The 23,441-nt window shown below is 71.2% G+C and carries 18 protein-coding genes; 8 read left to right on the forward strand and 10 right to left on the reverse strand.

The genetic code is table 11. From position 1 onward, the window contains the following. Positions 1 to 70 precede the first annotated feature (70 nt). From MTBUT4_RS10080 to MTBUT4_RS10095, 4 genes are read right to left on the reverse strand one after another with little or no spacing between them, the layout of a single operon-like run. Complete coding sequence (locus MTBUT4_RS10080; protein WP_256367240.1) at positions 71 to 1,291, reverse strand: TIGR03862 family flavoprotein; 1,221 nt, start codon at positions 1,289 to 1,291, stop codon at positions 71 to 73. Between the two features lie 31 nt (positions 1,292 to 1,322). Continuing rightward, positions 1,323 to 2,168: a universal stress protein gene (locus MTBUT4_RS10085; protein WP_173979564.1), complete on the reverse strand. Its 846-nt coding sequence runs from the start codon at positions 2,166 to 2,168 to the stop codon at positions 1,323 to 1,325. 19 nt (positions 2,169 to 2,187) lie between these two features. Further along, positions 2,188 to 3,237, reverse strand: coding sequence for a sulfite exporter TauE/SafE family protein (locus tag MTBUT4_RS10090; RefSeq protein ID WP_217424146.1), 1,050 nt, complete (start codon positions 3,235 to 3,237; stop codon positions 2,188 to 2,190). Then, complete coding sequence (locus MTBUT4_RS10095) at positions 3,225 to 3,488, reverse strand: hypothetical protein (RefSeq protein ID WP_173979565.1); 264 nt, start codon at positions 3,486 to 3,488, stop codon at positions 3,225 to 3,227. The genes MTBUT4_RS10090 and MTBUT4_RS10095 overlap by 13 nt, the downstream gene beginning before the upstream one ends. Positions 3,489 to 3,721: 233 nt before the next feature. Here MTBUT4_RS10095 and MTBUT4_RS10100 point away from each other — a divergent pair, with 233 nt between their 5' ends. Next, the gene (locus MTBUT4_RS10100; RefSeq protein WP_254434808.1) at positions 3,722 to 4,495 is read left to right on the forward strand and encodes an MBL fold metallo-hydrolase; all 774 of its coding nucleotides are present in this window, start codon (positions 3,722 to 3,724) and stop codon (positions 4,493 to 4,495) included. 13 nt (positions 4,496 to 4,508) lie between these two features. On the opposite strand, the gene MTBUT4_RS10105 is transcribed toward MTBUT4_RS10100, so the two are convergent. Then, positions 4,509 to 5,768: a glycerate kinase gene (locus tag MTBUT4_RS10105; RefSeq protein ID WP_173979567.1), complete on the reverse strand. Its 1,260-nt coding sequence runs from the start codon at positions 5,766 to 5,768 to the stop codon at positions 4,509 to 4,511. 62 nt (positions 5,769 to 5,830) lie between these two features. On the opposite strand from MTBUT4_RS10105, the gene MTBUT4_RS10110 reads away from it, so the two are divergent. Together MTBUT4_RS10110 and MTBUT4_RS10115 are read left to right on the forward strand one after the other, a co-directional pair. Further along, complete coding sequence (locus MTBUT4_RS10110) at positions 5,831 to 6,742, forward strand: dihydrodipicolinate synthase family protein (RefSeq protein ID WP_173979568.1); 912 nt, start codon at positions 5,831 to 5,833, stop codon at positions 6,740 to 6,742. A gap of 49 nt (positions 6,743 to 6,791) precedes the next feature. Further along, positions 6,792 to 9,962, forward strand: a complete 3,171-nt coding sequence (locus MTBUT4_RS10115) for an ATP-binding protein (RefSeq protein WP_254434809.1) — start codon at positions 6,792 to 6,794, stop codon at positions 9,960 to 9,962. Between the two features lie 78 nt (positions 9,963 to 10,040). On the opposite strand, the gene MTBUT4_RS10120 is transcribed toward MTBUT4_RS10115, so the two are convergent. The 5 genes from MTBUT4_RS10120 to MTBUT4_RS10140 all read right to left on the reverse strand — a co-directional run bounded on the left by MTBUT4_RS10120 (position 10,041) and on the right by MTBUT4_RS10140 (position 17,567). Continuing rightward, positions 10,041 to 10,433 (reverse strand): response regulator, encoded by a 393-nt coding sequence (locus MTBUT4_RS10120; RefSeq protein ID WP_173979569.1) that lies wholly within the window; start codon positions 10,431 to 10,433, stop codon positions 10,041 to 10,043. A gap of 65 nt (positions 10,434 to 10,498) precedes the next feature. Next, positions 10,499 to 11,125 (reverse strand): indolepyruvate oxidoreductase subunit beta, encoded by a 627-nt coding sequence (locus MTBUT4_RS10125; protein WP_173979570.1) that lies wholly within the window; start codon positions 11,123 to 11,125, stop codon positions 10,499 to 10,501. 17 nt (positions 11,126 to 11,142) lie between these two features. Beyond that, positions 11,143 to 12,993, reverse strand: a complete 1,851-nt coding sequence (locus MTBUT4_RS10130; RefSeq protein WP_173979571.1) for a thiamine pyrophosphate-dependent enzyme — start codon at positions 12,991 to 12,993, stop codon at positions 11,143 to 11,145. 123 nt (positions 12,994 to 13,116) lie between these two features. Then, positions 13,117 to 14,433: a phenylacetate--CoA ligase gene (locus MTBUT4_RS10135; RefSeq protein WP_173979572.1), complete on the reverse strand. Its 1,317-nt coding sequence runs from the start codon at positions 14,431 to 14,433 to the stop codon at positions 13,117 to 13,119. Between the two features lie 281 nt (positions 14,434 to 14,714). Next, a complete protein-coding gene (locus MTBUT4_RS10140) occupies positions 14,715 to 17,567 on the reverse strand; it encodes a ribonuclease E/G (RefSeq protein WP_173979573.1) in 2,853 nt (950 codons plus the stop codon). A gap of 557 nt (positions 17,568 to 18,124) precedes the next feature. Here MTBUT4_RS10140 and MTBUT4_RS10145 point away from each other — a divergent pair. From MTBUT4_RS10145 to MTBUT4_RS10165, 5 genes are read left to right on the forward strand one after another with little or no spacing between them, the layout of a single operon-like run. Then, entirely contained in the window at positions 18,125 to 19,711 is a 1,587-nt protein-coding gene (locus MTBUT4_RS10145) for an N-acetylmuramoyl-L-alanine amidase (protein WP_371737770.1), read from the forward strand. 46 nt (positions 19,712 to 19,757) lie between these two features. Further along, positions 19,758 to 20,159: a DUF2946 family protein gene (locus MTBUT4_RS10150; protein WP_173979574.1), complete on the forward strand. Its 402-nt coding sequence runs from the start codon at positions 19,758 to 19,760 to the stop codon at positions 20,157 to 20,159. 58 nt (positions 20,160 to 20,217) lie between these two features. Continuing rightward, positions 20,218 to 20,877, forward strand: a complete 660-nt coding sequence (locus tag MTBUT4_RS19475; protein ID WP_173979575.1) for an energy transducer TonB — start codon at positions 20,218 to 20,220, stop codon at positions 20,875 to 20,877. 7 nt (positions 20,878 to 20,884) lie between these two features. Continuing rightward, positions 20,885 to 21,244, forward strand: a complete 360-nt coding sequence (locus tag MTBUT4_RS10160; RefSeq protein WP_173979576.1) for a hypothetical protein — start codon at positions 20,885 to 20,887, stop codon at positions 21,242 to 21,244. Positions 21,245 to 21,285: 41 nt separating this feature from the next. Further along, entirely contained in the window at positions 21,286 to 23,274 is a 1,989-nt protein-coding gene (locus MTBUT4_RS10165; RefSeq protein ID WP_173979577.1) for a TonB-dependent copper receptor, read from the forward strand. Positions 23,275 to 23,441 lie beyond the last annotated feature (167 nt).

Genomic DNA, 23,441 nt, shown 5'->3' on the forward strand with positions numbered 1-23,441 from the left:
ACGGACCCTAAACCGGACAGCCGTGGGTCAAGCCCGGCCATGACGACGGTGGGTGTTGCAGGTTTTCAGGCTAGCCGCTCATCCATTTCGCGGCGGCGAGCCCGGCCCGCCGGCCGGTGGCGAGGCTGGCGGTGAGGAGGTAGCCGCCGGTCGGCGCCTCCCAGTCCAGCATCTCTCCCGCCACGAAGGTCCCGGGCAGGCGGTGCAGCATCAGCCCGTCGTCCAGCTCGGCGAAGTCGACGCCGCCGGCGGTGCTGATGGCCTCGGCCAGGGGGCGCGGCCGCAGCAGCCGCAGCGGCAGCGCCTTGACCGCCGCCGCCAAACGCCAGGGCGCGGCCAGCGTGTCCGCGTCCAGCACCTCGCGCAGCAGCCCGGCGGCGGCGCCCCTGAGGCCGGCGGTGCGCTCCAGGTGGGTGGACAGCGATCGGCTGCCGCGCGGGCGGGCCAGCGCCGCCTGCAGCCGCGCCAGATCCCAGTCGGGGCGCAGGTCCACGTTCAGGGTTGCGCCATGGCTGGCGGCGATGGCGTCGCGCAGGGCGGCGGAGAGGGCATAGACGGCACCGCCCTCGATGCCGGTGCGGGTGACCACCATCTCGCCGCGCAGGGAGCGCCCGGCGAAGGACAGCACCACCGGCTTGAGCGCGGCGCCGGCGTGGCGCTGGGCGAAATGGGCGCTCCAGTCGGCGTCGAAGCCGCAATTGGCCGGCTGGAACGGCGCCACGGCGATGCCGCGCGCTTCCAGGATGGAGCGCCAGCCGCCGTCCGAGCCCAGGCGGGGCCAACTCGCACCGCCCAGGGCCAGCACGGTGGCGGGGGCATCGACCGTGCGCTGGCCGTCGGGGGTGGCGAAAAGGTGGCGCCCCTGTCCGTCCCAACCCAGCCAGCGGTGGCGCGGATACAGCCGCACGCCCCGGGCGTCGAGGCGGCGCAGCCAGGCGCGCAGCAGCGGCGCCGCCTTCATGCCGACCGGAAACACCCGGCCGGAGGAGCCGACGAAGGTGTCGATGCCCAGCCCCGCCGCCCAGGTCCGCACCGCCTCGGGGCCGAACGCCGCGAGCATGGGGCGAAGCGGCCCGGCGGCGGCGCCGTAGCGGCCGAGGAAGGCCTCGAAGGGTTCGGAATGGGTGAGGTTGAGGCCGCCGATGCCGGCGCGCAGGAACTTGCGGGCCGGCGAGGCCATGGAATCGTACACGGCCACGGCGTGGCCGGCGGCGGCCAGGGCTTCGGCGGCCATCAGTCCGGCCGGGCCGGCGCCGATGATTGCGGTGGGGGAGGAAGGGGGCGCGCTCACGCCGTGTTTCTACGGCGTTGCGCGTCCGGGTTCAAACCCCTTTGGCGACCAGCACCGGGCAGGCGGCCTCGCCGATCACCTTCTGCGAGTTGCTGCCCAGCAGCAGGCGGCCCAGGCCGGTGCGGCCGTGGCTGCCCATGACGATGAGGTCGGCGCCGGTGGCCGCGGCGGCGGCGGCGATGGCCTCGTGCGGCAGGCCCTGGGCGACCATGCCGTCGGCATCGACACCGTCCTGGCGCAGCAGCGACACCACGCGGTCGATGATGGGGCCGGCCTCGTCCTGGCGGTCCCGGGTGTGGTGCGGCACCTGCACCGACATCACCGTCACCGGCGTGCCGCAGCACTTGGCGATGGCGGCGGCGGCGATGGCGGCGGCGTCGCTGGAGCGCGAGCCGTCGGTGGCCAGCAGCACCCGCCGGCTCCACATCTCTGCCGCCTTCGGCACCACCATCACCGAACACTTGGCGCCGCCGATGACCTTGGCGGTGGCGTCGCCCAGCATCAGGCGGGCCAGGCCGCGCTTGCCGCGCCGCCCGACGACGATGGCGTCGATGTTGGAGTCCTCGGCTTCCGCCAGGATCTCCATGTAGGGATCGTCGCCGAACCGCAGCACCTTGGAGCAGGTGATGCCGGCGGCGGTGGCGGCGGCGTCGACAGTCTCGAGCACCGCGGTGGCGGCGGCCTCGGCCCGTTCCAGATGGTCGGTGCCGATGCCGTCGGGGTCGGACCGCCCCATCACCGAGGTCATGGCGGTCAGGGCGGCCTTGCCCTTGGCGCACATGGCGATGGCGACGCGCTCGGCGCCGGCGCTGAATTCGGATCCGTCGGTGGCCAGCAGGATGCGGTCGAACCGGCCGATGGGCGAAAGCTGGGTCATGGGTTCCTCCCCGAGGTCGTCAGGCCGCACTCACACTTTCGCGCATACCGCTCCACAGCGCACGCAAAATCACCCCCGCGCCCATCACCAGGGCGAACACCATGATCCAGAAGCTGGCGGTCTGCAGCGCCACCATGGTGCCGTGCTCGAGCGCGCCGATCATGTCCAGCTGGGCCATGTAGACGGGGATCACGAACAGCCGGCTGAACAGCACGGTGACCATGATCAGGCCCATCACCATCTTGACCATGTAGGGCTTGACGTAGGTGGTGCCGATGGCGCCGATCTGGATGCCGAACAGCGAGCCGGCCAGGATGATCATGGCCAGGCGGATGTCCACATAGCCCGACAGGGCGAACTTGATGGTTCCGCCCAGGCCCATGACGAAGGCGATCACCAGCTCGGTGGCCGAGGCCATCAGGCTGGGCACGCCCAGCACGTACATCATGGACGGCACGCCGATGAAGCCGCCCACCGCGATGGTCGCGGCCAGCATGCCGGTGGCGAAGCCCATGGGAATGGTGATCAGCACCGACACCTTGGCGTTGATGCTCTTGAAGTAGACCATGGTGCCGGGGATGTTGATGGACTGCACCCACAGCGCCAGGCGGCCGGCCTTCTCGTCGTTGCCGGCGGGGCCCATGCGGTACTGCTTGATGGCGTCGCGCAGCACGAATGACCCGACGATGGCCAGGGTGATCACGAAGATCGCCGAGACGTAGAGGTTGGAGCCGACATCGCCGAAGGCGGTCTTGATGTTCTGCTGCACCTGGGCGCCGACCAGCACCCCGGCCTCGGCCGAGACGCCCATCACCAGGCCCAGCTTGACGTCCACCTGGCCGTACTTGGCGCGCTTGTAGGCGCCGACCAGGGCCTTGGGGAACTTGTGGCACATGTTGCTGGCCACCGCCACGATGCCGGGCACGCCCATGCTCATCATCGCCGGCGTCAGCACGAAGGCGCCGCCCGAACCGATGAAGCCGGACACCAGTCCGCCGACGAAGCCGACCAGGAACAGGCCGGTCAGGCCCGCCGCGTCGAGCGGGATGAAATTGGCTACTTGTTCCAACGCTTCGGCTCCTTGCGGGTGTTGGCCTTCAGTCCCAGCATGTCCCAGAAACCGCCGGTGAAGGCGCCGTGGACGAAGGAGAAGAGGAAGGCGATGGCGATGGGCACCAGGAAGCCCATGCCGCCGCCTGTGCTGAGCTGCAGGACGGTCTCCTCGAACGAGAAGAGCAGGATGTAGAGGGCAAGGCTGAGAGCCCCCAGCGCCAGGGTCTTGAGGGTGGCGGGGGTGAGCTTGGCGATGGCCGGTGGCATGGCGGTTCCGATCGAGTGTATGAAGGAGCGGCCGCGGCCGGTCTGATGCCGGTCGTCGCACTTCGGCTCTCGTGGCCGCTCGCGAAAACTTGATAATGTTCTTATATAAACAATTTCGGGGCACGGCAAAAGCATTTTGTGTATTCGGCGCGCCGCCATTGGCCTGTTGCAAAATGCAACATATAAATCATTAGTTATGGTGTCGAAATGCAGCGAGGTATGCTATGGGCCTGATGGCCGACATTCAGGCGGCGACCGTTCCGCCGGCAAATCTGGCCGTATGGTTCCTTGGCCAGAACGGCTGGATCGTCAAGTCGCCGGGCGGACGGGTGCTGGCGGTCGATCCCTATCTGACCGACAGCTGCCATCCGTCGCGGCGCGGGCTCGACCTGCGCCGCCGGGTGCCGGTCGCCATCGCGCCCGGCGAACTGGCCGCCGATGTGGTGCTGTGCACCCACGCGCACAAGGATCACGCCGATCCCGAGGGGTTGCCGGCCATGGCGGAATCGGGCCGGGTCGCCGCCTTCGCCGGGCCGCCGGCGACGCAAGCGGTGTTCGCCGCCGCCGGCATCGCCGAGGACCGGCGCCGGCTGGCCTGGCCGGGCGACGCCTTCCAGGTCGGCGACCTGACGTTGGCCGGCACCTTCGCCCTGCCCACCGACACCACCGACCTCACCCATATGGGGGTGGTGGTCTCGGCCCCCGGCTCGCCCAGGTTCTGGATCGTCGGCGACACCGCCTGGTGCGACCTGCTGGCGGACTCGGGGCGCGTCCACGCCCCGGACGTCGTCGCCGTGCCCATCAACGGCGGCTACGCCAACCTGTCGCACTGGCAGGCGGCGGAGCTGGTCAAGCGGGTCGGCGCCCGCCAAGCCTTCCCTTGCCACTGGGACATGTTCGCCGACAATGCCTGCGACCCGCGCATGTTCGCCGCCTCGTTGACCGTGCTGGGCATCGGCGACGCCTACCGGGCGGCCGAGCACGGCAAGATGGTGGTGCTCGGCTGATGAAGGCCGGCGGCTACTCCACCAGGATGGCGCGGATGTCGTTGACGTTGGTGCGGGTCGGCCCGGTGATCACCAGGTCGCCCAGGGCGGCGAACAGCGGATAGGAATCGTTGGCCGCCAGCATCGCCGCCGGGTCGAGGCCGAGGGCGCGGGCGCGGGCCAGGGTGTCGGGGGCGACGAGCGCGCCGGCATTGTCCTCGCTGCCGTCGATGCCGTCGCTGTCGCAGGCCAAAGCGTGGATGTTCGGCGCCCCCTCCAGCGCCAGGGCCAGGGCCAGCAGGAATTCGCCGTTGCGGCCGCCGCGCCCGGATCCGGACATGGTGACCGAGGTTTCGCCGCCCGACAGCAGCACCGTCGGCCGTTTCCCGGTGACGGTGCGGGCCTGGGCGGCCATGGAGCATGCGACCGCGCGCGCCTCGCCCTCGATGGCATCGCCCAGCACCACCGGCCGCCAGCCGAGGATTTCGGCCTCGCGCGCCGCCGCCTGCAGCGCGTCGGCGGCGCCGGCGACGATCACCGCGCCGGCGCCGCTCAGGCGGGGATCGCCGGGCTTGGGGGTCTCGTCGCCGCTGCCCAGGTGGCGGAACACCGCCGGCGGCGCGGCGACGCGGTAGCGTTCCAGCACCGCCAGGGCATCGGCGGCGGTGGTGGCATCGGCCACGCCGGGACCCGAGGCGATGGCGGCGACGTCGTCGCCGGGCACGTCGGATATGGCCAGGGTGAGCATGGGCGCCGGGAAGGCCGCCGCCGCCAGCCGGCCGCCCTTGATGGCCGAGAGGTGGCGGCGCACCGTGTTGATCTCGGCGATGGCGGCGCCCGAGCGCAGCAGCGCGGCGGTGACGGCGCGCTTGTCGGCCAGGGTCAGGCCGGGGGCGGGCAGCGCCAGCAGCGCCGAACCGCCGCCCGAGGCCAGGAACAGCACCCGATCGTCCGGCCCCAGGCCGCGCACCATTTCAAGAATGCGTTCCGCCGCCGTTGTGCCGGCCTGGTCGGGCAGCGGGTGGCCGGCCTCGACCACCGCGATGCGGTCGCAGGCGGTCGCGTGGCCGTAGCGGGTGACCACCAGCCCTTCGGCCTTGCCGCCGTAATGGCCCTCGACCACCCGGGCCATGGCGGCGGCGGCCTTGCCGGCGCCCACCACCACCAGTCGGCCGGCCGGCGCCGGCGGCAGGTGGGCGGGCAGGCAGCGCTCGGGCATGGCCGCCGCCACCGCCGCGGCGAACAGCCGCAGCAGGCCGGCACGGACGGGATCGGGTGCGGCAAGGCTGGGCATGGCGGCTGCGGTCCGGTATGGTGTCACCGCGGGGATGGTGCCTTGGACGGAGCACACGGGCAATGGCCGCGATCAGGCAGGACGGACGGATCAAGGGCGTGCTGGCGCCGGTGCTCACTCCGTTCGACCGCACCCTCGCCCCCGATCCCAAGCGCTTCGTCGCCTTCTGCCGCGTGCTGGTCGGTCTCGACATCGGGCTGGCTCCGTTCGGCACCACCAGCGAGGGGCCGTCCCTGTCGGCGCCCGAGCGCCTCGCCCTGATGGATGCCCTGGCCGAGGCAGGGATCGCCATGGACCGGGTGCTGCCGGGCACCGGCACCTGCGCCCTCAGCGACACCGTCGAGCTGTGCCGCCACGCCGCCGATCTGGGCTGCGCCGGGGTGCTGGTGCTGCCGCCCTTCTACTTCAAGACCGTCACCGAGGACGGCGTGTACCGCGCCTATGCCGAGGTGATCGAGCGGGTCGGCTCCGACCGCCTCAAACTCTATCTCTACCATTTCCCGCGCCAGAGCCAGGTCCCCATCACCGCGTCGCTGGTGGCCCGGCTGCGCAAGGCCTATCCGGCCAGCATCGCCGGGCTGAAGGACAGCTCAGGCGACCTCGCCAACATGGAAGCCATGATCCGCAGCTTCCCCGGCCTCGACGTGTTTTCCGGCAGCGAATCCCTGATGCTGGCGGTGCTGCGGGCGGGCGGCGCCGGGTGCATCTCGGCCAACGCCAACGTCAACGGCGCCGCCATGGTCGAGCTGTACCGCCGCTGGCGCGAGCCCGAGGCGGCCGGCCTGCAGGAGGCGCTGACCGCCTTCCGCGTCGCCACCCAGGACTTTCCCCTGATCGCCGCGCTGAAGGCGCTGGTGGCGCGGGCCAGCGGCGACCAGAGCTGGCGCATGACCCGCCCGCCGCTGGTTGATCTGTCCCCGGACGCCGAGGACGGACTGGTCAAGCGCCTGGAAAAGGCGGGCTTTCCGATCTGATCGGGTTCGGTCATGATTGCGCTTCGGCCTGAGGGGGAGGGCGGGAATCGTGTATCTGTCGCCGCCGGACAAGGACGTCCGCCGTCCGCGATGGCGCCTGGGCATCCGGACCAAGTTGCTGCTGGCCGTGGGCACGGTGGCGGCGATGGTGTCGCTGTCCGGCGTGCTGGCGTGGATCGGCTACGGGCACATGGAGCGGCTGCTGACCGCGGTCACCCATGACAGCCTGCCCCGGCTCTCGGCCTCGCTCCAGCTGGCCGAGGCGACCGCCCGGCTGGCCGCCGCCGCGCCCGGCCTCGACGGTGCCCGCAGCCAGGTCGAGCGCGAGGCCGCCTATGCCGTGCTGCGCAATCAAAGCGGAGTGGTGAGCGACACCATCGACCGGCTGGGAAGCGGGACGGCGGACCCGGCCCAGCTGGCCGAGCTGCACCGGCTGAACATTGCCATCGCCGGGAACCTCGACACCATCAACACCCTGGCCGGGCAATCCCTGCGCGAGGCGGCCCGCTTCGCCGAAAGCGAGGAGGCCCTGGCCGACATCGACGGCTCGATCCAGGCGCTGGTGGCCGAGTACGGCGGCGAGCGGGCGGTCGTTCTGCTCGATGTCGCGGTGCAGCCCCTGCGACAGGTCGCGGTTGCCACCGATCCGGCAACCCTTGCCGACGTGCGTGCGCAGTTCGAGGCGGCCATCAAGGACGTCGAGGCCGAAACCGAGGTCCTGCGGCGGCTGGACGCGCGCCTCGCGGTGGCCGCCAGCGCCCTGGCCGCGCTGGGAAGCGGCTCCGGCAACCATTTCGAGCTGCGCGGCCGCCGCATCGACATCGAGGCGCAGCTGCAGGCGGGCGGTGCCGCCGGTCGCGGCCAGATGGCCCGCATGGCCGAGGCGGCCGGCCATCTGGTGGCGGCGGCGCAGGAGCGGGCGGCCGCCACCGAGGCCGAGGCCGACCGCGTGCTGTCGCGGGGACGGGGAATTCTCGCGCTGCTGGCGCTGCTCACCTTCTTCGGGCCGTTGCTGTTCGTCTCGCTCTATATCGGCCGCGACATGGTCGGCCGCCTGTCCGGCCTGGCCGATTCCATGCGCCGCATCGCCGGCGGCGAGTTCGACGCCACCGTTTCCGAAGCCGGCGACGACGAGATCACCGAGATGGCCGCCGCCCTGGTGGTGTTCCGCGACGCCATGGCCCGCCTGCATCACTCCAGCATAGCGCTGGCCGAGGCCAAGCGCGCCGCCGAAGAGGCGAGCCAGGCCAAGTCGCAGTTCCTCGCCACCATGAGCCACGAGATCCGCACCCCCATGAACGGCGTGCTGACCATGGCCAAGCTGCTGGAGGAGATGCAGCTCGCCCCCGAGCAGAAGGAGATGGCCCGGGTCATCCACGATTCCGCCACCACCTTGCTGGCCATCATCAACGACATCCTGGACTTCTCGCGCATCGAATCGGGCCGGCTGCAGCTGGAGGCGGTGGACATGTCGCCCCTGGCCGTCGTCGAGGCGGTGGCCGAACTGCTCGAGGCGCGGGCCATGGAGCGCGGCATCGCCCTGGTGACCTATGTGGATCCCGCTTTGCCCGAACGGGTGCGCGGCGACCCGGTGCGCCTGCGCCAGATCGTCACCAACCTGGCCGGCAACGCCCTGAAGTTCACCGAAAGCGGCCATGTCCGCATCGCCGCCGAGGCCGCCGATGCGGGCGCCGATCCGGCGCTGTGGCGCTTTTCGGTCCGTGATACCGGGATCGGCCTGGACGAGGAAAGCCAGGCCCGCCTGTTCGAGCCGTTCGTCCAGGCCGACGCCACCGTCACCCGCCGCTACGGCGGCACCGGACTGGGGTTGTCCATCTGCCGGCGGCTGGTGGCGATGATGGGTGGCGAGATCGGTGTCGTCAGCCGCGTCGGCGAGGGCTCCACGTTCTGGTTCACCCTGCCCTTCGAGCCGGTGGGCGAGTCCGACGAGGCGGCGCCCGACCTGGCCGGCACGGCCGTGCTGGTGCTGGCCGGCGAGGCGGCGGCGGACGGATTGCAGAAATACCTGGCCTTTGCCGGTGCCCAGGTGGCGACGGTGGCCTCGGCCGAGGGTGCCCTGGCGGCGGTGCGCGCGGCGCGGCTGGCGGGATGGTGGTACGACGCGGTGCTGGTCGACGAGGATCACGACCGTAATCGCCGGCACGGCGCCCTGGCGGCCGAACTGGTCGCGGCAGCGGGCGACGAGGCGGCCATGCGGGTGGTCGCGCTGTCGAGCCCGTCGACGCGCTCCAGTGCCGCCGGCGAGGGCGAGCGCGAGGCGGTGTTCGCCAAGCTGTCCAAGCCGGTTCGCCGCGCCAGGCTGTGGCGAACCGTCGCCGCCGCCGCCGGCCGCGCGACGCTGGAGTCGGACGGCCCGGTGGGGAACGACGAGGCCGGCAGCTTCATCGCCCCGGCCATGGACGAAGCCGCCGCCGCCGGGGCGGTGATCCTGGTGGCCGAGGACAACCCGACCAACCAGGTGGTGGTGCAGCGGCTGATGGCCCGGCTCGGCTATGTCGCCGAGATCGTCGGCAACGGCCTCGAGGCGTGGGAGCGCATGCGGGTGCGCGACTTCGGGCTGCTGCTGACCGACTGCCACATGCCCGAACTGGACGGCTACGAGCTGACGGCGCGCATCCGCGCCCGCGAGGAGCAGACGCTGACCCGCATTCCCATCGTCGCCCTGACCGCCGACGCGCTGCCCGAGACCGTCCGCAAATGCCGCGATACCGGCATGGACGCGTTCCTGGCCAAGCCCATCGACCTGGCCCAGCTCGACGCCACCATCCGCAAGCTGCTGCCGCGCGCGGCGGGCATGCGGCGGCGCCATTCCGGCGAGGGCGGCGCCCTGCCTCCCGCCGACGCCGCCGCGACCAAGGCCGATTGCTCGGCCGCAGTGCTCGATCTTGCCCCCATGCGCGAGATTTTCGGGTCGGTGACCGCCGACGCCAAGGACCTGCTGCGCCTGTTCGTGGATTCGACCCGGCCCCTCATCACCGATGCCGAGGCCGCCATCGCCGCCGGCGACCTGGTCCGTGTCGGCGAGGCCGCCCACAGCGCCAAGGGCGCTGCCACCTCGGCCGGATGCCACCGCTTCGGCAAGCTCTGCGCCGAACTGGACCACGCCAGCCGCCACGGCGACGCCGAAGCCGTGGCCCGGCTGATGGCTCCGGTGCGGGACTCCTTCGAAGAGGCAGCGGCGGCCATCGCCGCGCTGTGATGGGCCGACGGGCCGATTCAGGAGAGTCAGTATCCGTAGCCTCCTCAGGGTGAGGCCCGAATGAGGCTGAGCTCTGACCTACCTTCGCAGCACCGCCGCGATGCGCTCCTTCAGGGCCGGCGGCAGCACCGGCTTGGCGAGGATGGCGTTCACCCCCAGCTCCTTGGCCCTGGCGGTGCCGGCGGCATCGGTATGGGCGGTGAGCAGGATCACCGGGGTGGAGGCGGCGCCCGGGTCCTCGCGCAGCATGCGCACGAAGCCGAAGCCGTCCATCGGGCGCATCTGGATGTCGCAGATCACCAGGTCGGGGCGCTCGGCCTTCACCACGTCGAAGCCGGAGGCGCCGTCCTTGGCCTCGAGGACCGTGGGGACGCCGATCTGGCCCAGCATCTTGGCGACGATGGTGCGCACGAAATCCTGGTCGTCGATGACCAGAATCCTGAGTGCGGAGAAATCCACGTCCTCGGCCATGTACGGCTGTCCCGGCGGTTGCGCGGCGGCAACTCTACCAGAGCGTCCGCTTGCGCAAAAGGGGTTCAGCCGGCGGCGTCGACCCTGGCGGCGTCGGCAGCCGCCGCGCGGCCGCGGTCGAAGGCGGTCTGGTTGACCTCGACCATCTGCGGCTTGCGGGCGCGGAAGCGGCCGACGATCTGCTCTTCCAGGTCGGCGGCCGGGAAGGGCAGGTAGTCGGCGATGGCGCCCAGCATGACGGTGTTGACCAGCTTGAGGTCGCCCAGGTCGCGGGCGATGGCGCCGGCGTCGAAGTCGTAGACCGTCACCCCGGCCGCCCGCATCTGCGCCACCGGGTCGTCCGGATACTTGTAGAGGCCGGACGACACCACCGGCGGGGCCAGGCGGATGGTGTTGACCATGGCGATGCCGCCGGGGCGCAGCATGTCGGCCCAGCGCGCCCCTTCCGCCACCTCGAAGGCGACCAGGATGTCGGCGGTGCCGGGGGTGATCACCGGCGACCACACCTTGCGGCCGAAGCGCACGTGGCTGGTGACCACGCCGCCGCGCTGGGCCATGCCGGCCACTTCCGACTTCTTGACGTCGTAGCCCTTGGCGATGGCCGCCTGGGCCAGGATCTCGGCGGCGGTCATGACGCCCTGGCCGCCGATGCCGCAGACCAGGATGTTGGTGATGATGGCGGGATTGCTCATCTCGGGTTCCTCGGTCATTAGGCGGAGACAGGCGCAAGCGGGATGATGGCCTTGGGGCCGCAGGAATCGACGCACATGTGGCAGCCGGTGCACATGGCGGTGTCGATGGTGGTGAACTTGAGGTCGTTGACCTTGCCGTCGGCGCGGGTCTTGGTCTCGCTGCGGGTGACGAAGATGGCCGGGCAGCCCACGTTGAGGCAGTTGCCGCAGCCGGTGCAGTCCTCGTCCACCACCTTGTACGGCTTGAAGCGGTCGTAGAACTCGGACAGCACGCAGGGGCGGTCGGTGATGATGACCGAGGGCTCATGCACCGCGATCTCGTCCTTGATGGCCTTGAACACCACCGGCAGCATGTAGGGATCGACCTTGCGGATGCGCTCGGGCTTGACGCCCAGGGCCTCGACCAGCTTGGCGAAATCCACCCGCGGCGCCTCGCCGCCGTGCAGGTCGCGCCCGGTTCCGGCGTGGTCCTGGCCGCCGGTCATGCCGGTGGAGCGGTTGTCGAGGATCAGGGCGGTGACGTTGCCGCGGTTGTAGACGATGTCCAGCAGCCCCTGCATGCCCATGTGCAGGAAGGTGGAATCGCCGATCACCGCGATCACCGCCTTGTCCTTGGTCTCCTCGGACCGGGCCTTGTCCATGCCCAGCGCGATGCCCATGGAGGCACCCATGGAGATGGTGGTGTCCAGCGCGTTCCACGGCGCACCGGCGCCCAGGGTATAGCAGCCGATGTCGCCCGAGATCTGGACCTTCTTGCGCAGGCGCGACAGCGAGTAGTAGACGCCCATGTGCGGACAGGCGGCGCACATGGTCGGCGGGCGCGGGAAGGGATCGATCTTGGGATAGGTGCCGGCGGCCGGCGGGGTCTCGCCGCGCAGGCCGTAGACGGCCGGGATCAGCACGTTGGGGGTCAGCTCGCCCAGGCGCGGCAGGATGTCCTTGCCGACCACGTCGGCCATGCCGGCGGCCTTTAGCTCGCCTTCCATCAGCGGTTCGGTCTCCTCGACCACCACCAGCCGGTCCACCGTGGCGCGGAAGGCGCGGATGGCCTCGACCGGCAGGGGATAGGTGAAGCCCAGCTTCATCACCGGCGAATCGGGGAACGACTCGCGCACGTGCATGTAGGCGGGACCGGCGGTGAGGAAGCCGATGCGGGTGTCGGTTCCCGGCTCGACCACGTTCAGCGCCGAGGCCTCGGCCGCCTGGCGCAGCCGGCCCTCGCGCTCGATCTGGCGGGGCAGCATGCCCTTGGCATTGGCCGGGGTCATCACCCAGCGGCGGGCGTCGAGCTTGAAGCCCGAGACGGCGCGGGCGGAGCGATCGCCCACCGTCACCATGGCCTTGACGTGGCAGACGCGGGTGGTCAGGCGCACCAGGACGGGCGTGTTGAAATCCTCGGACAGGTCGAAGGCCAGCTTCACCATCTCGAGGGCTTCCTGGGAATCCGCCGGCTCCAGCACCGGGACGTGGGCGAAGCGGCCCCAGAAGCGGGAATCCTGCTCGTTCTGCGACGACGACAGGCCGACATCGTCGGCCACGGCGATGACCAGCCCGCCGACCACGCCGGCCAGGGTCTGGGTCATGAAGGCGTCCGAGGCGACGTTCATGCCCACATGCTTCATGGCGCAGAAGGCGCGCGCCCCGGACATGGAGGCGCCGATGGCCACTTCCAGCGACACCTTCTCGTTCACCGACCATTCGGCGTAGAGGTCGGGATAGAGGGCGACGTTCTCCAGGATCTCGGTCGACGGGGTGCCGGGATAGGCGGCGGCGACCTTGCAGCCGGACTCCCACACGCCACGCGCGATGGCCTCGTTGCCGGAAAGAAGCAGGCGGGTTTCGGACTTGGCCTGAACGGCAGCGGACATGACCTCTCCTCACGCTCTCCAGGTGGGGCGGGGCGGGACGGCCCCCCTCCGAAAGGAGGGCACCCTACCACCGTTGGCGGTCGAACCGGAAGAGGAATGCATTGCCCGGACGGGCCGGCGTCCTCAGCCGTTCTCCTTGCGCAGGTCGCGCACCCGCACCGCCTTGCCCTGGCTGCGCGGCAGCTCGCCGGGCAGCCGCACGATGACCTCGCAACTGACGCCGATCATGGTCTTCAGGTGGTGGCGCACCTGATAGGCCAGGTGCTGGCGCGAGTCCTCGTCGCGCGGGGCCAGCGCCTCGGCCTCGACGGTGAGGTGGTCGAGGCTGCCCTGGCGCGCCACCACCATCTGGTAGTGCGGCGCGATGCCGGGGAAGCCGACCAGCACCGCCTCGATCTGGCTGGGATAGACGTTGACGCCGCGGATGATCAGCATGTCGTCGTTGCGCCCGGTGACCCGCAGGATGCGCAGGTGGGTGCGGCCGCACGGGCAGGGGGCGTCCGACAGCCGGGTGATGTCGCGGGTGCGGTAGCGGATCATCGGCAGCGCCTGCTTGGTCAGGGTGGTGATGACCAGCTCGCCGGCCTCGCCCATGGGCATCGGTTCCAGCGTCTCGGGGTGGACGATCTCGAACAGGAAATGATCCTCCCAGCCGTGCAGGCCGAGGCGGCATTCGCATTCCATGGCCACGCCCGGCCCCATCACCTCCGAGAGGCCGTAGGAATCGATGGATTTGAGGCCGAGGCGGCGGTCCAACTCGGCGCGCATGGTCTCGGACCACGGTTCGGCGCCGAACACGCCGACCCGGAGCGGTCCCGAGGCCAGGTCGACGCCCATGCGCTCGGCCGCTTCGGCCAGGTTGAGGGCATAGGACGGGGTGGCGTTCAGCACGGTGGCGCCGAAATCCTGGATCAGGGCGATCTGGCGTTCGGTCTGGCCGCCCGACATGGGGGTGACGGTGCAGCCCAGCCGCTCGGCGCCGTAATGGAAGCCCAGGCCGCCGGTGAACAGGCCGTAGCCCAGGGCGTTGTGCATGACGTCGCCGGGGCGCGCCCCGGCGCAGGCCAGCGAGCGGGCGATGATGTCGGCCCAGGTGTCGATGTCGCCCTTGGTGTAGCCGACCACGGTGGGCTTGCCGGTGGTGCCCGAGCTGGCGTGCAGGCGCACCACCTGCTCGCGCGGCACCGCGAACATGCCGAAGGGGTAGTTGTCGCGCAGGTCGCCCTTCACCGTGAAGGGAAAGCGCGCCAGGTCCTCAAGCTGCCGCACGTCCCCCGGCGCCACTCCGGCGGCGGCGAAGGCGTCGCGGTAATGGCGAACGTTGGCGTGGGCATGGGCCAGCACCCGCTGCAGCCGCTCCAGTTGCAGGGTGCGCAACCGGGGGCGGGGCAGGCGCTCGATGTCGGGGGCGAACAGGAAGGGCGGGGCCGGTGCGGACATGGGAGGTCTTCTCGAAGCATGGTGTCGGTCAAGCCGTCATGGCCGGAGCTTCGCCCCATTCGGGCCTCATCCTGAGGAGCCGCCGCAGGCGGCGTCTCGAAGGACAAGGCCCGTGGCACGGCGCCTGTGGCCCGCCTCATCCTTCGAGACGCCCCCAAGGGGGCTCGTCAGGATGAGGGTACGGATCCGGAATGACCGTGCCGACGCCCCATGGGGTCAAGCCCGGCCACCCACGCGAGGACCCCCGGGACAAGCCCCGGGGGTGACGCCATGAACCGACTTTACGACAGCAGCTTGTTCCACCAGCCCTTGCGCGCCGGATGGGCGGGGGCGGGAGGGGCCTCCTCGGCGGCGGATTCGGCCGCGGACCCGGCGGCGGGTTCGGGCACCGGTTCGGGCGCCGCTTCGGGCTCGACGGCCACCGGGGCGGCGTCGGGCTCGGGGGCGGCTTCGGGAGCGGCCTCGGGCTCGGCTTCGGGCTTGGCCCGGCGGCCGCGCCTCGGCTTGGCTTCCGTACCCGCTTCGCTCTCGGGCTCGGCCCCGGCCTCCGGCTCCGCCGCCTTCCTGGCGCGGCTACGGGTCCTGGGCTTGGCCTCCGCCGCGACGTCGTCGGCGGCCTTGCGGCGGCCGGCCCGCTTCGGCTTGGCCTCGGCTTCCGGCTCGGCCGTCTCTTCGGCCACCATTTCGGCCTCGGCAGCGACGGCGGCCGGCGCGTCCGATTCGGCCCTGGCGGCACGGCGGCGGCGCGGCGGCCGGGCGGCCGGCTGACCTTCGCCGTCCTCGGGCGCGGCGGCAGCGCGGGCGGCTGCCGCCTCGGCGGCGGCCTCGGCCCGCTCGAACACGTCGGCGACGGCATCGCGGTTGGAGATCAGGTCGCCGCTGGGCACGGCGTCCAGCGGGGCCGTCGGCAGGGGCGCCGGGGCCTCGCCGTCCTCGCGGCCGCGCCGCCGGCGGCGGCCGCCGCGACGGCCGCGCCGACGCTTGCGTTCGCCGTTCTCGTCGGTTTCGCCGCCCTCGCCATCGGTCTCGCGGGGTTCGCCGTCCTCGGCCTCGGTCTCGGCCTCGGCTTCCGCCTCGTCCTCGCCCTCGGCGCCGTCGTCTGCGGCCGCATCCTGCTGCGACGGCTGGTCGCCGCCGCCCTTGCGCCGCCGCCGACGCCGCCGCCGGCGACGGCGGGTCTCGGCGCTTTCGGCACCGTTCTCGGCCCCGCTTTCGGCCCCGGCTTCGCCCTCGGCGCCGCCCTGGGTCTCGGCGGCTTCATCCTCGTCCTCGTCGGCCTCGTCCTCGTCCTCCTCCACCTCGATGGCGGCGGCGGCGATGGGGGCGGCGACGCGCGGCTCCTCGGGGCGGCTTTCGGCCTTGACCCGCTCCATGCGGTGGGCGGGAGCGATCAGCTCGTCGTCGCCCAGCAGGAAGACGCGGAACTGGTAGCGTTCCTCGATGGCGGCCAGGGCGTCGCGCTTCTGGTTGAGGATGTAGAGCGCGATCTGCGACGGCACATAGACGGTGACTTCGGCCGAGCGCCGCCGGATGCCCTCTTCCTCGATGGCGCGCAGCACGTGCACCGCGGAGGATTCCACCGAGCGGATGAGGCCGGTGCCGGCGCAGTGCGGGCAGGGGGTGAACGAGGTTTCCTGCAGGCTGGGGCGCAGGCGCTGGCGCGACAGCTCCAGCAGGCCGAAGGCGCTGATCTTGCCGACCTGGATGCGGGCGCGGTCGTTCTTCAGCGCCTCCTTCAGCCGGCGTTCCACCGCGTGGTTGTTGCGGTTCTCCTCCATGTCGATGAAGTCGATGACGATCAGGCCGGCCAGATCGCGCAGGCGCAACTGGCGCGCCACCTCGTCGGCGGCTTCGCAATTGGTCTTGAACGCCGTCTCCTCGATATGGCGCTCACGGGTGGCGCGGCCGGAATTGACGTCGATGGCGACCAGCGCCTCGGTCTGGCTGATGACGATGTAGCCGCCCGACTTCAACTGCACCACCGGCGAATGCATGGCGTCCAGCTGGCTGTCCACCTGGTAGCGGTGGAACATGGGCATGGTCGGGTCCTTGTAGGGCTGGACCTTCTTGGCATGGCTGGGGGTCAGCATGCGCATGTAGTCCTTGGCCAGCCGGTAGCCCTCGTCGCCTTCGACCAGCACCTCGTCGATGTCGCGGGCGTAGAGGTCGCGGATCGAGCGCTTGATCAGGCTGGCTTCCTCGTAGACCAGGGCCGGTGCGGTCGACTTCAGGGTCAGCTCGCGCACCTGGTCCCAGGCCCTGAGCAGGTATTCGTAGTCGCGCTTGATCTCGGTCTTCGAACGCTCCGAGCCGGCGGTGCGCACGATCACCGCCATGCCCTCGGGGCAGTCCAGCTCGCCGGCGATGGCCTTCAGGCGGCGGCGGTCGGTGGCGCTGATGATCTTGCGGCTGACGCCGCCGCCGCGGGCGGTGTTGGGCATCAGCACGCAATAGCGGCCGGCCAGCGACAGGTAGGTGGTCAGCGCCGCACCCTTGTTGCCGCGCTCTTCCTTGACCACCTGGACCAGCAGGATCTGGCGCCGCTTGATGACTTCCTGGATCTTGTAGTTGCGCAGCAGGCGGGCGCGGCGGCGCTCGAGTTCCTGCTCCGAGGCGTCGTCGCCGCCCACGGTCTCCACCGGCCGGCCCTTGCCGCGGCGCGAGCGCGGCCGTTCGCCGCCTTCCGTCTCGCCCTCTCCGGCGGCGGGCGCCTCGGCGTCGCCCTCGCCTTCGGGGGCCTCCTCGGTGCCTTCGGGCGTTTCCCCGGCGGCTTCGGCTTCGGCCGCCGGGCCCCGGGCCTCGCCGTCCGCCTCGCCGTCGCCGTCGCCGTCGGTGTCGTGCATCACGTCCGCCTTCTGGGCGGCCAGCAGCGCCTGGCGGTCGGCGACCGGAATCTGGAAGTAGTCCGGATGGATCTCGCTGAAGGCGAGGAAGCCGTGGCGGTTGCCGCCATAATCGACGAAGGCCGCCTGGAGCGACGGCTCCACGCGGACCACCTTGGCGAGGTAGATGTTACCCTTGATCTGTTTCTTGGTGCTGGTCTCGACGTCCAGTTCTTCCAGACGGGTACCATTGACCACGACCACCCGGGTCTCCTCCGGGTGGGTGGCATCGATGAGCATACGCTTGACCATTAAGTCCTGATCTCCGTGGCGCCGCCCGCGTCAGCCGCGGCCGGGCAAGACCCGGTCGATCGTGGCTGGAGGTCGCGGGGCGGGAGTGTGCACAAGCGAAGCCGGCGGCGCCTGCGGGCGATTCCTCGGTCGATGCTGGGAATACGGGCATGGGCGGGAACCTGATCGCGGGCGTCGGCGCCCGGCTTCAAAACAATCGTTGACGAACAGCCGCCTTCGAAGCCATCGACGCTCCGCACCCCGACCGCGCCCGTCACAAATACGGGCGTCCGGGGCACGCGCGCCTTTCGTCCCGGGTGGGACGCTCCTCCAGCGAGCCTGGGTTGTCAAAATAACCATAGCCGAAAGTTTCGACAATGATCTTGTCGTGCTTGGGCGTGGGAAAAGGAGGTGGGCCGTTGGTGTGGCCGCCATCTGGCCGGAAGAGTCATGGGAATCAATGAGTTTTCAGTTGAAGCTGAGACTCCGGCTGCGTTATAGCTGTTAACACTCGCTAAAACAGTCCGCGCGAGAATGGGGGAATGGAGGTTCGATCGCTCTTATCGCGCGCCCGCAGGGTGGCGCTTACGGTCTTCGCGGCGGCGCTGATGCTGGCCGCCGCGGCCGCCGACGCGCGCACCACGGTCAGCGGCATGCGTCTGGGCGCCCATCCCGACGGCGTCACCCGCTTCGTCATGGACCTGTCGGGCAACCTGCCTTTCACCATCGCCACCCAGGCCGGTCCCGACCGGGTGGTGCTCACCACCGACGCCCTCGACCTCGCCGGCGAGGGCGTGCGCAAGCCGCTGGGCGCGGTGCAGGGGGTGAGCTATGCCACCGCCGCCGCGGGCGGGCAACTGGTGCTGGACCTGCGTACGCCGGCGGTGGTCAAGTCGGCCTTCGTGATTCCGCCGCGCGACGGCCAGGGCTGGCGTTTCGTCATGGATCTGCGCGAGGTCGGCCGCGCCGCCTTCCTTGCCGCCGCATCGCCGGCGCCCGTCCCGGCGCCTCCGCCGCCGCCCGCCGCACTCCAGCCGGCGCCGAAGGTCGCCGCCGCTGCGCCGGTGTTGCCGGTGCCGGTCCTGCCGGCGCCCGCCGCCGCCCCCACCAGCGGCAACCGCATGGTGTTCTATTCCCCCGAGGTGCAGCCGCCACCCGCTCCGCCGCCTGCCCCGGTGCCCGTTTCGGTGCCCGTCCAGGCCGCCCCGGCCCAGCCGGCGCCCGCTGTGGTCGCGGTCGCCAAGGCGGCGCCGGCCCCGGCCCTGCTTCGTCCGCAGAAGCCAAGCCAGGCGCCGATGCTGTCGGCCCAGATGCCGCCCTTGGCCGAGCGGCCCGCCGCCGCCCCCGGCCGCGCCGTGCCGCCGCCCGAGCCGCCGCCGGTCGCCATCAAGGCTTCGGTGCCGCTGCCGGCGCCGCGGCCCGAACCCGAGCCCGAGCGCGACAGCGGGCCGAAGCCGCTGCCCTCCGACGGCAAGCCGGTGGTGGTGATCGATCCCGGCCACGGCGGCGTCGATCCCGGCGCCATCGGCATCTCGGGCATCTACGAGAAGTACATCACCCTGGCGGTGGCCCGCGAGCTGAAGGAACAGCTCGAGAAGGGCGGCCGCTACAAGGTCCGTCTCACCCGCGATCGCGACATCTTCATCCGTTTGCGCGAGCGGGTCGCCATCGCCCGCCAGTACGGCGCCGACCTGTTCATCTCGCTGCACGCCGATTCGGTGGGCAATCCCCAGCTCAAGGGGCTGTCGGTCTATACCCTGTCACAGAACGCCTCGGATTCCGAGGCGCAGGCCCTGGCCGACAAGGAGAACAAGGCCGACCTCATCGCCGGGCTGGACCTGTCGCACGAGACCGCCGAGGTCGCCAACATCCTGCTCGACCTGGCCCAGCGCGAGACCATGAACCGTTCGGCCAGCCTGGCCGGCGGCATCGTCGAGGAGGTCGGGCGCGAGACCAGCCTGCTCGGCAACACCCATCGCTTCGCCGGCTTTGCTGTCTTGAAGGCGCCGGACGTGCCGTCGGTGCTGGTGGAACTGGGCTATCTGTCCAACGAGGCCGAGGAACGCGGCCTGCGCCAGCCCGAATACCGCGCCCGCCTGGCCCGCGCCCTGGCCAAGTCGGTGGACCGCTTCTTCCTGCAGGGCCAGCGCGCCCGGCGGCCGTGATCCGGGCCATTTGACATATCGCAGTCCTATGTCGATGATGCCGGCCATGACCCGTTCGCGCGCCAGCCTGTCCCTTATGCATCCACGCGGCCCGATCCGCCGGGTCGGGGCGTGGCTCGCGCTGCTGGTGGTGGCGTTCAACCTGGCCGGCGGCCTGGTCATGCCGGCCTCGGCCGTCTCCCTCGGCGAAACCGTCATCTGCACCGCTGCCGGCATGATGGTGCTGCCGGCCGCCGGCGACCAACAGGTCCCGGCCGCCGAAGCGGCTGGCCCGTGCGTGTTCTGCCTGCCGCTGCTGCATGGCGGCGCCATCGCGCCGGGCGGCGTGTCCATCGGGCCGGGGGCCTTGCCCGCGGTCGCGGTGACGCCCGACTTCATCCGCGACCTGCCTCCCTACCGCGCCTCCGGCCTGGCGGCGCCGCGCGCTCCCCCCGCCATTCCCGTCTGAAATCGCTGCGCCGCGGGGCTGACCGCGGCGCTGGTCTTGCCGGGAATTCGGGGCTGGAATGCTGCCACGCGCCAGGGAACTGGTCCGTCTGTCATCGCTGGGGTGGTCGGCGCTGCTGCATGCGGCGCTGCTGCCGCTGGCGGCGCTGTGCGCCGGGCCGGCGGTTCCGCCGCCGCAGCCGCGGTCGGTCGAGGTGGTGTTCGTCGCCGCTCCAAGACCTGCACCCGTTCAGGAGGCGCCGGTGGCGCTGCCGGCGCCTGCCGCCGGGCCGGCGCCGCCCGCCCCGGTCCGTCGCGCGCCGGCGCCGGTTCGGCCCGTGGCGGCGCGGCCGGCGGCCGCTTCCAGCGCAAGCTCCGGTGCCGTTGCCGTGGCCGACGGCGAAGGCGGCGGCGAACCTGCCGTTGCCGCCATCCCCCAGGCCGCAGCTCCGCCCGACCGCCCGCCCACCGCCATGGCCGGAAATCCGCCGCCACTTTATCCCAATGCGGCCCGCCGGCGGGGGCAGGGGGGCACGGTGCGGCTGCGCCTGACCGTCGATCCCTCCGGGGCCGTGAGCGACGTGACGGTGGTGAGCGGCAGCGGACTTGCCATCCTCGACGAGGCCGCGGCGACAGCGGTGCTGGGCTGGCGCTTCCTGCCGGCCATCCGCGACGGCAGCGCCGTCGCCGCCGAGCTCGAGGTCCCGGTCACCTTCCGGCTGGAGCCCGGCCGTGGTTGAGTCCCCCGTGGCTGAGCGTATCCGCTACCGCGCCCTGGCCGCCCTGCTGGTGCTGCTGTTCGACCTGTTCGGCGGCCTGCTGCCGCTGGCGCCGCCGCCCGCCCTCGACGAGCATTTCATCTGCACCGTCGGCGGCATCGTCCGCCTGGACGAGCAGGGCAGGGATGGCGGCGCCGCGCCCGAGGGTCCCTGCGTCTTCTGCCTGCCGCTGATGCATGGCAGCGGTCTGCCGCCAGGCGCCGCCGCCGCGCTGCCGGCGCCCCATGTCCAGGCGGCGGTTGCCGTCGTCATTCCCGCCGGCCGGCCGGCGGTTCCCGCCCGTCTGGGCCTGACAGGGTGTCCGCGCGCCCCTCCGTCTCCGGTCTGATCCGCCATCCAATCAGACTTGAGATTTCCGGAGACCAAAAGATGAAACGCGCCCTGTTCGCGTCGGCCGCCCTGGCCGCGCTCGTGCCCATGCCCGGCCATGCCGGGGACAAGCCCGCCACCCTCGACGAAGTGATCGTCACCGCGCCCCGCATGGAGGCGCCGATGGTGATCGAGACCGATCCGCGCAATCCGCGCAGTCCGGTGCCGCCCGCCGACGGCGCCGGCTACCTGAAGAACATTCCCGGCTTCAACGTGGTCCGCCAGGGTTCGGTGGACGGCGACCCGGTGCTGCGCGGCCAGGGCGGCTCGCGCCTCGACATCCTGCTGGACGGCACGCCGCTGCTGGGCGGCTGCCCCCACCGCATGGACCCGCCGACCTCTTACATCTTCCCCGATTCCTTCGACAGGCTGACCGTTCTGAAGGGACCGCAGAGCGTCGTCCACGGCGGCGGCGCGCTGGGCAGCGTGCTGATCGAGCGCCAGCCGCCGGGGTTCAAGGATTGGGGCGTCAAGGCCAATGCCAGTGCCCTCTACGGCAGCTTCGACCGCAACGACGAGATGGTGGACCTGGCCGCCGGGGCGAGCCGGGGCTTCCTGCGCATGATCGGCACCCATTCCTCGGGCGGCGACTACAAGGACGGCAACGGCTCGTCCCTGCACAGCGATTACTGGCGCCACAGCGGCACCGCGCTGCTGGGCTGGACCCCCGATCCCGACACGCTGATCCAGGTCGGCATCGACCGGAGCCAGGGCCAGGCCGCCATGCCGGGCAAGATGATGGACGCCACCCAGCTCGACCGCGAGGGATTGAGCGTCCTGGTCAGCAAGGAGAACATCACCCCCGTGCTGGCCAAGGTGAAGGCGCAGGCCTATCACAACTACGTCGATCACATCATGGACATCTACTCGTTGCGCTATAACTGGGGCGGCATGGCCACCATGAACGCGGCGACCCAGGTCGATCACCTGATGGAAGGCGTCAAGACGGCGGTGGAGCTGACCCCGAACGACGCCACCCGCCTGACCTTCGGGGTCGACTACAACCACGACGACCATTCCAGCCGCAGCCAGAGCCTGGCCGCGTACCGGGCCGGCACCGGGCTGGACGCCACGCCGCGCAGCCGCGACATCTCGTTCGATACCTGGTCGGGCTACGGCGAGGCGGCCCATGACCTGTCCGCCACCCAGCGCCTGGCCGCCGGCTATCGCCTGACCCATGTCGAGGCGACCCGCCACAACAGCTATCCCAACCTCAACGACACCCGGCTGCTCAACACCGGCTTCGGCCGCTACGAGCACGACCTGCCGGTGCTGGGCGTCCCCGCCACCCTGTTCGCCAATCTCGGCCACGTCGAGCGCGCCCCCGATTACTGGGAGCGCAACAAGACCACCACCGTCACCACCTTCAACCTGAACACCGAGAAAACGGAGCAGGCGGATGTGGGCGCCTTGTTCCGCCAGGGTCCGTGGCGCGGCGCCGGCACGCTGTTCTACGCCTATACCAGCGACTACATCCTGGTCGCCAGCGGCACCGCCAAGACCATCGACGCCGCCCGCTTCGGCGGCGAGGCCGAACTGGAATACCGCTTCCTGCCGTCCTGGAGTGTGGAGGGCACCCTGGCCTACACCCATGGCGACAATCTCAGCGAGGACCGGCCGCTGGCGCAGACCCCGCCGCTGGAAGGCTCGGTCGCCGTCAAGTACGACGACGGCGCCTGGCTGGGCGGCCTGCATCTGCGGGCGGTCTCCCGGCAGGACCGCATCGACCAGGGCTGGGGCAACATCATGAGCACCGACATGACCCAGCACTCCAAGGGCTTCGCCGTGCTGTCGGCCAATATCGGCTGGCGGCCGCTGGAGGCGCTGACCCTGACCGGCGGCGTCGACAACATCTTCGACCAGACCTATGCCGAGCACATCAGCCGGACCGGCATCTGGACCGGTGGCGACCTGTCGCAATACAACGACAACGTCCGCGTCAACGAGCCGGGCCGGACCTTCTGGATGCGGGGGTCGGTGAAGTTCTAAGCTTTTTTGCCCCTCGCCGGGCGCCGCCTTCGGCGGCTTGGCCGCCGCCGCAATGGCGGCTGGAGACGGGTGATTTCCACGGAACTCACCCGTCTCTATTCCCCCTCCGTGCTTGACGGCGGAACCGGGGCGGGGTACCACCGGCCGGTTCCGCCGCTTCGCGCCAA

Source organism: Magnetospirillum sp. UT-4 (assembly GCF_902729435.1).
Classification (GTDB): domain Bacteria; phylum Pseudomonadota; class Alphaproteobacteria; order Rhodospirillales; family Magnetospirillaceae; genus Magnetospirillum.